At 45.2% G+C, this 6,741-nt stretch carries 4 protein-coding genes; 1 reads left to right on the forward strand and 3 read right to left on the reverse strand.

The annotated features are described in order from the left end of the window. Positions 1 to 205 precede the first annotated feature (205 nt). The 3 genes from QZQ46_RS07015 to QZQ46_RS07025 all read right to left on the reverse strand — a co-directional run bounded on the left by QZQ46_RS07015 (position 206) and on the right by QZQ46_RS07025 (position 3,466). Complete coding sequence (locus tag QZQ46_RS07015; protein WP_296828300.1) at positions 206 to 1,516, reverse strand: nodulation protein NfeD; 1,311 nt, start codon at positions 1,514 to 1,516, stop codon at positions 206 to 208. 14 nt (positions 1,517 to 1,530) lie between these two features. After that, complete coding sequence (locus QZQ46_RS07020) at positions 1,531 to 1,935, reverse strand: hypothetical protein (RefSeq protein ID WP_296828302.1); 405 nt, start codon at positions 1,933 to 1,935, stop codon at positions 1,531 to 1,533. A 274-nt stretch (positions 1,936 to 2,209) separates the two neighbouring features. Then, positions 2,210 to 3,466 (reverse strand): transposase, encoded by a 1,257-nt coding sequence (locus tag QZQ46_RS07025; RefSeq protein WP_296828304.1) that lies wholly within the window; start codon positions 3,464 to 3,466, stop codon positions 2,210 to 2,212. Between the two features lie 1,003 nt (positions 3,467 to 4,469). Between QZQ46_RS07025 and QZQ46_RS07030 the strand changes: the two genes are divergently transcribed. Further along, positions 4,470 to 6,632 (forward strand): YadA-like family protein, encoded by a 2,163-nt coding sequence (locus QZQ46_RS07030; protein ID WP_296828306.1) that lies wholly within the window; start codon positions 4,470 to 4,472, stop codon positions 6,630 to 6,632. Positions 6,633 to 6,741 lie beyond the last annotated feature (109 nt).

Raw genomic sequence — 6,741 nt, forward strand, 5'->3', positions numbered from 1 at the left:
GATGAACCTTCTGTGCTGCAGAGGCCGCAGCAAATATCGCCACCTTTCCCTTTGCTCACTGAAAAACACGGCCCAAGTGCCTCTGCCAGTACCTGGGCAGCTCCTTCTCCGATGAGAAGGCATTCATATTTTGAAAGTTTTGACTATAACATATACCGTTTATACATAGTTCTATTATAGCTCACTTTTTCCCTTTATTCTATCCTCAGTCCTTCAGATGGCGTTCCGGCTCAGGTTCGACGACGATGCGGCCCCCTTCGACGCTGATGACGCGAACGACGACGTCGCGGTCGATAAAAGAGCCGTTGGCTACGGCATCGACCCGGTCTTTTCCGATACGGATCGTTCCGGACGGACGCAAAATAGTAATCGTCGTCCCCCGTTCATAGAGGTATTTACTGTAGTCTTCCTGAGACGTATAGCCCTGTTCCTTGGTCGAACGATTCTTAAGGGTGAATTTATCAAAGAGGGAGCTCTTTGGCAAATAGCGGCCGAGAAAATAGAAGAGCACCATAGCCAAGACCGTCCCGCCGGCCAAGATATAGACCGACTCATAGGTCGCCCCAAGCATAAAGAACAGGCTTCCGAACAAGAGGACGACACCGGCCAGGCCGAAAATGCCGATGCCCGGCGACGCCAGTTCGAGACCAATGCACAGTAAGCTGACTAAGAAGGCGGCGATGATCTTAAGGTCCGCCACCAGCGGTTCATTGCCGGAATAGAGCAAAAGACCGCCAAAGACGAAGGCCGTGGCAATGCCGGCACCGATACCGGCCATCTTGATTTCTGCCAAGAGGGCGGCGATGATCAAGGCGACGAATAAGGTTCGTACATAGGGATTCTGTAAAATACCGATCATGTCATCACGCCAATCTTTATCTACATAAATCGTCTGTGCATCGCCAAGGCTGTAAAGAGCCAAGGCGTCGGACAAGGTATCGGCCGAACCGTCCGATACGTTCAGTTCTTTAGCCTGTCCGTCGGACAAGGCCAGGATTTTTCCCGGTTCTGCATAGCCCGGATATCCCTTAGTCTTATCGACCATGGCTTCGGCAACGCCGGGATTGTGACCGGTCTGAGCCGCCGTCGCACTGAATTCAGCCTTTAAGGCAGCGATGTTCTTTTCCGTATCCGGTATGGGCTCGGCAGCGCCAATGCTGCTTCCCGGGGCCATGATGATGTGGCGGCTGGACAAGGCGATGAGAGCGCCTGCCGACCAGGCCCGTGACGTAATATAGGCGATGACCGGCACGTCAGAGGCCATGATCATATCCCGGATTTTTAAGGCACTGTCGACGCGGCCGCCTAAGGTGTTGATAGGAATGACGACGGCCGTATCGCCGTTTTCTTCAGCCTGGCGCAGCCCTCGCTGAATAAAGGCCACCTGACTGCCGTCGATATCGCCTGAAATAGGCAGTACACGGACCGTATCGGCCTGCACCGACGCTGCCGGCAGGGCAGCTGTCAGCGAAAACATAAGGACCAAGGCGGTTATCATGCGCAATACAAAGGTCATTCCCTCACCTGCTTTCACTCACTCATTTTGTCAGGCGCCGCAACGCATTGAAAATAACCGGCACGATGGAGTTTTTCCAATTCTTCCGGTGAAATATTGCGGGCAGCTTGCTTTTCTAATTCTTCAATCGGTTTTTCCTCAATCATATGGATCTTGTCGACGACGGCATCATAGACAGCCGGCGGCTTATTGGCTTTAATCCATTCCAGCATGTGATCGAACCAGGTGCGGCAGGTCCAGGCATCTTTGCCGTGGTTGTGACCGCAGAGAATCTTAATCTGATCCTGTTCCGGAATCTTAGCCAGTAACCAATTCCACCGTTCACGGGCAATCAAATAATGATAAAAGGCATCGACCTCACGCAAATGTTGCTCTTGAAGCTCCAACGTATAGCGTGACCAAAATAAACTGAGAGTCATAATGACTACCTCCAAGCAATATAGTAAAACTTAGATTACCTTACGATAGATATTCTACACCATCTTGTCAAATTCCTTCTTATCCAAAGAAAAAACGAGGCCACCACCAGGCCCGTCCGGCCCCGTAAATTCGCCCGATGGCAAGGTGATTCAGAGCCTACCCAGAGTATACCATAGCTGTAATTGAACCTCTCCCGCTTATAAAAGCGGGAAATTCTTGAGAAGTTTGATACATGGACTAACGCCTAACAACATATCCCGAGGGAGGTAGTTGTCAGGATATCCTTATTCTCAAAGGGCTGTCCAAAAGCCCTCTACACAGTTCTTCGTAATCGAAGTTCTGCTTACTTTTTCTGAGTATGTTAGCTGCACCGTTTACGTCGGCATTCGCAATCCTGCCATCAGCAAACTGGTACAGGCCACGATGGACACGTTTCCCGCTGAAAGCTCCCGTATACGGCTGTTTAAGATGGTAGACAGGAATATCGTCTAAATCCAAGCAGCTTGCCTTGGAAGTGTAAGATTCTTCCTGCTCGATGTACTTCATGCCGTAACGCTCGCAAAGCCCTTTCAAGGTCTCACGCAAACTGCCGAAGCTGATTTGCGTAAACTGCTGATTGGTAATCTTACCAAGATTCATACTACGTTTGAAGTCGCCATTGTAGCCGCAAACGATGGTGCCGATACGGTGTTCCATGCAGTAGTTGATGATGTAACGGGCAACCTTGCGGATATAGTCTTGTGTCCGATGATTCCGTTTCCGAGCCAAAATATAGAGTCGGTGCGTTTTCTTCTGCCCTTGCTTGTCGGCGATACCTTGATAGTAGGCTTTCTGCTTGTTCCAATACTGGTTAATTGATTTCAGTTTACGCCCGTCCATGATGAACGCCGTCCCGGTATTGGTTACACAGGTTGCCAGATTTTCAAGGCCAATGTCGACCGCAAGCACCTTGTCAGCGGAAACGTCTTGAGGTTCTTCTGCTTGAAGATAGCAATACTGTATTTTGAAGTACATACCATTGTATATAGGGCAGATACGTATTTCCTTGATGGTCTTGCCTTCAAGCCTTTTCGGGAATGGAATTTTCACCTGTTTACTGCCATGCAGCTTGGAGAACGCCCGGCTCATAGGCACCGTCAGGAATCCATCCTTGAGATGTATGGCATTGGCGGACAGAATCAGGTTGAACATACCGCCTTTTTCTCGATAGCGGGGCATTCGGATGTCCTTGAAGCGATATTCACCTGATTTTGCTTTCTTTATGAGATTGAAAAATGTCTTAAAGCTGCGGTCAGCAACTTTCAAAGTCTGTTGAGACACGCCAGCCTGCAATAGTCCATAGTTTTCATTTTCTTTGCAGACATGGTAGTTCTCCTCGTATTTCAGAAACTTTTTCTCTTGGAAATAGTATTGCCTGATATTATAGAGAGCCACATTGTAGAGATTATTGCTATACTGGCACATTTCCCGTAGGATGGAGTATTCTTCTTTAGAAAGACCTCTTATGACATTTGATTGAGTTAGATACATTTTGTCACCTCCTTTTTATTATATACTAACTATATACTGAAAAGCATATGTCGACAAGACTATCTACGTGGATTTGTAATTTTCGCGAACACCAAGCCCATCAACCACACGCCATTCATCCCCCTCCTAAGAGGAAGGAGTCTTCTGGCAGGTTAAAATAAATTCCACTATATCCCTTCCCTTTCAAGGATCATATTTTTCTATTATATATTACAAGACCTTTACCCAATACATTAGCTTGCAGCCTGTCCTTTACCTTTACCCAATACATTAGCTTGCAGCCTGTCCTTTACCTTCGCCATTCACAACGACATGATACAAATCTGTCACCACCACGACGTATCTACCTTAAAAAACACAAAAAAGTCCAATATTATATTGACACCGGGATGTTATATAAGATAATATATATCATGTTTAAAGGTAGTTTTTAAAATCCATGGATATCTGTTTGTTGTTATTTGCTATTTATTTGCAATCCGTATTGTTTTTATCAATTATAATCAAATATCATCGCTAACAGCTTGTCAGATTTCTTTTTTTATAAAGTTATCTGTTGTTTATTTTTAATAATTTTATCTAATAACAATCATCATCGATATGAAAATTATCATAATAATAAAAAATTTTCATTTATAAGGCCTATATACACAAAATATGATAATTATCTTTTATGGAATTAAAAAATCTTTATCAAACGCTTCTCCCCGCTAAAATCGCAGGATACTCATCCCTAAAAGGTATACTTACGTCTTAAAAATAGCTTGAACCGTGTTTTAAACGTGATATAATAGACTTGAAAAGTCACAATTTGTTATACTATACTCCGTATCAAAAAACCTTCATATCTACTAAGAGCCCTGGATTTCTTATAAAATTTCATGTGTCTATATTGTAATAAGATAGATTCAAAACGACTCATAATGGCATTTATGAAGGTTTTTATGATAGCATAAATTTGATTATTTCCATCAAAATTATACTAAGAAAAGAGGACTTGATTATGAACACTCAGAATGAGAAACACCTTCTTGCAAAAGTCGCAGCCGTCATGCTGCTCGGCTTGGCGACGGTCGGCGGAACCTACTCCGTCCAGGCTGCCGGCTTGACCGGATCCTACGTCGGTATTAGTGCCGGACCAAAAGATACTGATGTAATCGATAAAGGATCTGTAACTCCAACTGCAGACCAAACATGGGCTATGAAAATAATTGATTATCGTCAGACATATAATCCTTCTTATGCTGGTGGTTCTGATATGTTTAGAACTCCAAAAAATGATAATGCTAATGGTGAGGGCGTAGATGGTACATCTGGTGGCGTAGTAGATGATAATAAAAATGTTGGCAAAATGGCAATAGGTTTTGGTGCCTATGCAGGGCGAAATTATACTACAGCTATTGGTACCTATAGCAGTGCTATTATGGGATCTACAGCTTTAGGTGCAGGCACTTATGCCGGCATTAACAGTGCAGCAGTAGGGCGAAATACATATGCAAATTCCTCGGCAGTAGCTATGGGGGTATTCAGTAGGGCTGACAATGGTGTTGCTATCGGATCGGGAGCTACGGCAGGTCAATTCTATAAATATCTTCAAAATGATGGTAATCAAAACTATGGAAGCATTAATTATAGCATGGCTATTGGGAACAATGCTAAGGCTGTCGGTGGTATTGCTATTGGTGCTAATTCTTCGACTAATGGCTTATATGGTGTAGCCTTAGGTCAAAGTGCTTCTGTTGCGTATAGCGGTACAGCATTAGGTACTAATGCCAAGGTTTATGTTTCTCAGGGGGTTGCTTTAGGGCCTAATTCTGTATCTGATCGGTATTCTAATACGATTGGCTATGTGCCATTTGCCGATGATGGTGGCAGTTATACACCAAAAGATATATCTGGATTAGCAACAGCGATTGGCGCCAGTGATAGTTTGAAGGATTTTAATACAAAATATGCTAATCAAATTACTGAATATAATAGATTAAATCAGGCTCTTTATGACGCACAAGCTAAAGAAGCTGAGCAAGAAGCTACTATAGTAAATACTAAAGGCAGTACTAATGAAGATGAACAGAAAGCGTACACGGCTGCTGTAGCTCTTGAAAAACAATATAGCGATGAGGCGGTAGCCGCAACCACAGCTTTGAATAATTGGGTTGCTCAAAATCAAGACTTTGCTACTGACTTAGGTAAGCAGAGAACTGAACTTAGTGCCTATAAGTCTACAGGTGGTGCGGTTAGTGTAGGGTCCACTCAATATGATGGTAATGGTCGAGTAAAATATGTCCTAACCCGTCAGATTACCAACGTCGCTGCCGGTACTACCGACACCGATGCTGTCAACGTAGCTCAGCTCAGACGTGTCGCTGATGAAACTGCAAAAAAAGCTAACCTCGATGCCAGCAACATTACACCAGACCAAGTTGCAAAATGGCAGGAAGCCTTAGGTATCGAAACAAATACAGTCGGCTACGTCGATGCCATTACCTTGACCCAAGGGGATAATGTAAAAATTGAAAGCACTTATAACGACGACAAATCCCGTGTAAATTATAAGATTTCTGTCGACGACAGCGCCATTAAAGATGCTATCCAGCCGGAACTCGACCAGAAAGCTGACCGCGACGGCTCTAATTTAACGGAAACGGACATCAAAGGTTGGAAAGATACCTTAGGCGTCAGCAACTTGAACAGTGATGTCAGCAACTTGCAGGACCAGGTAACAGGCTTAGATAACCGCGTCAGCAGCTTGAACGACCGCGTCGATAAAGTCGGTGCCGGTGCCGCCGCTTTGGCCGGTCTCCATCCGTTGGAATTCAACCCGGAAGATAAATTCTCTGCATCTGCCGCTCTCGGCAACTACAAAGGCGACAACGCCGTAGCCCTCGGCGCCTTCTATCGCCCCAATGCCGATACGATGTTCAGCTTCGGCACGACGATCAGCGATGAAAAGATGTTCAACGTCGGCGTTTCCTTCAAATTCGGCAACAAAGGCGACCGCATCTATCGCCAGGGTACGTCCGTCGATGTCAGCGCTTTGACGTCGGAAGTCAATACCCTCCGCCAGGAAAATCAGGCTTTGGCCAGCCAGGTCAACAGCCAGAAAGCTGAATTGGAACAGCAGCGCGCTCTCATTCAGCAGCTGATGAACAAAGTCGGCATGTAATCACCTCTCCTATGGCAACAAAAAAGCGAGACCTTCACGGTCTCGCTTTTTTTAGGTTCTATAATAAATGTTGGGGTCTTGTGGACACTCCTGTTCACAAGGCCCCTTG

The sequence above is a fragment of the uncultured Megasphaera sp. genome, from assembly GCF_900539295.1.
In the GTDB taxonomy this organism is placed as follows: domain Bacteria; phylum Bacillota; class Negativicutes; order Veillonellales; family Megasphaeraceae; genus Megasphaera.

Bases quoted from the DNA above. Each gene is read 5' to 3' on its own strand.
- QZQ46_RS07015 (WP_296828300.1), bottom strand. From the start codon at position 1,516: ATGACCTTTGTATTGCGCATGATAACCGCCTTGGTCCTTATGTTTTCG.
- QZQ46_RS07020 (WP_296828302.1), bottom strand. From the start codon at position 1,935: ATGACTCTCAGTTTATTTTGGTCACGCTATACGTTGGAGCTTCAAGAG.
- QZQ46_RS07025 (WP_296828304.1), bottom strand. From the start codon at position 3,466: ATGTATCTAACTCAATCAAATGTCATAAGAGGTCTTTCTAAAGAAGAA.
- QZQ46_RS07030 (WP_296828306.1), top strand. From the start codon at position 4,470: ATGAACACTCAGAATGAGAAACACCTTCTTGCAAAAGTCGCAGCCGTC.